Here is a 1901-nt window from a genome sequence, read left to right as displayed (position 1 = left end):
CGGGGGCTCTCACCCATTCAAGCCGACGCGCCCGCTACCAACGTCCTGGCTGGGTACACCTAGGAGTCGGCGCGCGCCTTGCGGCGGCGCCGGCAGTACTCGAGCCCGAACAGGCCGAGCCCGAACCCGGCCAGGCAGGTCCAGAGCCACCACTCGTTGCCGGAGTCCTCGAGCCGTCCGTAGAACGGCAGCAGGGCGACGAACCCGAGCAGCCACAGCGCCGTACCGACCTCGACGGTGCGGACGCCGTCCACGTCGAGTGGCTGGACGTCGGCCACGAAGAACGTCCGGTTGCCGATCTCGCGGGTCAGCGGCTGCTCGTCCCGTTCCACGGGCGCCACGCTAGTCCACGACGCCCGAGTCTGGGATGCTTTGCCCCCGTGAGCAACCAGACCACCACCGCCGGCGGCGGTATCGACCGGTACTTCAAGATCAGCGAGCGGGGATCGACCGTCGGCCGTGAGGTGCGTGGCGGTCTCGTCACGTTCTTCACGATGGCCTACATCATCGTGCTCAACCCGCTGATCCTCGGGTACGCCACCGACGAGGACGGGAACTTCCTGGGCGGCGGGACCGAGCCCAACCTGGCCATGATCGCCGCCGGCACCGCGCTGGTCGCGGGCCTGATGACGATCCTCATGGGCGTGGTCGCCAACTACCCGCTGGCGCTCGCCACGGGTCTCGGCCTCAACGCCTTCGTCGCGTTCTCGATCGCCAGCCAGATGACCTGGGCCGACGCGATGGGCCTGGTCGTGATCGAGGGCCTGGTGATCCTGGTGCTGGTGCTGACCGGGTTCCGGGAGGCGGTCTTCCACGCCGTCCCGGCCCAGCTGAAGGTCGCGATCTCGGTCGGCATCGGCCTGTTCATCGCGCTGATCGGCTTCGTCGACTCCGGGTTCGTGCACCGCATCCCCGACGCCGCGAACACCACCGTGCCGGTCCAGCTCGGCGCGAACGGGCAGCTCTCGGGCTGGCCGGTGCTGGTCTTCGCGATCGGCCTGCTGCTGGTCATCGCGCTGTGGGTGCGCCACGTGAAGGGCGCCATCCTGATCTCGATCATCGCCACCACGATCATCGCGATCGTCGTCGAGGCGATCAGCGCGCAGACCTGGAGCCTCACCACGCCCTCGTGGCCGGACAAGGTCTTCGACACCCCGGACTTCGGCACCCTCGGCCAGTTCAGCCTGCTCGGCTCCTTCGAGAACGCCGGGATCGTGACCGCGCTGCTGCTCGTGTTCACGCTGATGCTCGCGGACTTCTTCGACACGATGGGGACGATGACCGCCATCGGCGCCGAGGCCGGCCTGCTGCGGGAGGACGGCACCCCGCCGAACACCCAGCGGATCCTGGTCGTCGACTCGATCGCCGCGGCCGCCGGCGGCGCCGCGGGCGTCTCGTCCAACACGTCGTACATCGAGTCGGCGTCCGGCGTCGGCGAGGGTGCGCGCACCGGCCTCGCCTCGGTCGTCACCGGCGTGCTGTTCCTGCTGGCGATCTTCCTCGCGCCGCTGGTCGCGATCATCCCGTCCGAGGCCGCCGTCCCCGCGCTGGTCCTGGTCGGCTTCCTGATGATGCAGCAGGTCAAGGGCATCGACTGGGACGACCTCGAGATCGCGATCCCGGCCTTCCTCACGATCGTGCTGATGCCGTTCACCTACTCGATCACCGTGGGCATCGGCGCCGGCTTCATCGCCTATGTGTTCATCAAGCTGGTGCGCGGCAAGGTCGCCGCGATCCACCCGCTGATGTGGGTCGTCGCGGCGCTGTTCGTCGTGTACTTCTTCATCAACCCGATCACCAGCTGGCTCACCTGAGCCCGCCCGACGCCGAGTCGGCGCAGTCTCAGCCTGAGACCGCGCCGACTCGTCGTATGTCAGGACTCAGCGTGCAGGGTCTCGGGA

At 68.6% G+C, this 1901-nt stretch carries 2 protein-coding genes; one reads left to right on the top strand and one right to left on the bottom strand.

Going from position 1 to position 1901, the window contains the following annotated elements; genetic code table 11:
• Positions 1–59 precede the first annotated feature (59 nt).
• Positions 60–332 (bottom strand): DUF2530 domain-containing protein, encoded by a 273-nt coding sequence (locus tag ABD086_RS19175; RefSeq protein WP_343909214.1) that lies wholly within the window; start codon positions 330–332, stop codon positions 60–62.
• A gap of 48 nt (positions 333–380) precedes the next feature.
• Here ABD086_RS19175 and ABD086_RS19170 point away from each other — a divergent pair, with 48 nt between their 5' ends.
• Positions 381–1814: an NCS2 family permease gene (locus ABD086_RS19170; protein WP_343909213.1), complete on the top strand. Its 1434-nt coding sequence runs from the start codon at positions 381–383 to the stop codon at positions 1812–1814.
• The last annotated feature ends 87 nt before the right edge of the window (positions 1815–1901 follow it).

It is taken from the genome of Nocardioides aquiterrae (assembly GCF_039526625.1).
In the GTDB taxonomy this organism is placed as follows: domain Bacteria; phylum Actinomycetota; class Actinomycetes; order Propionibacteriales; family Nocardioidaceae; genus Nocardioides; species Nocardioides aquiterrae.
This window is presented reverse-complemented; position numbering and strand designations above follow the sequence as displayed.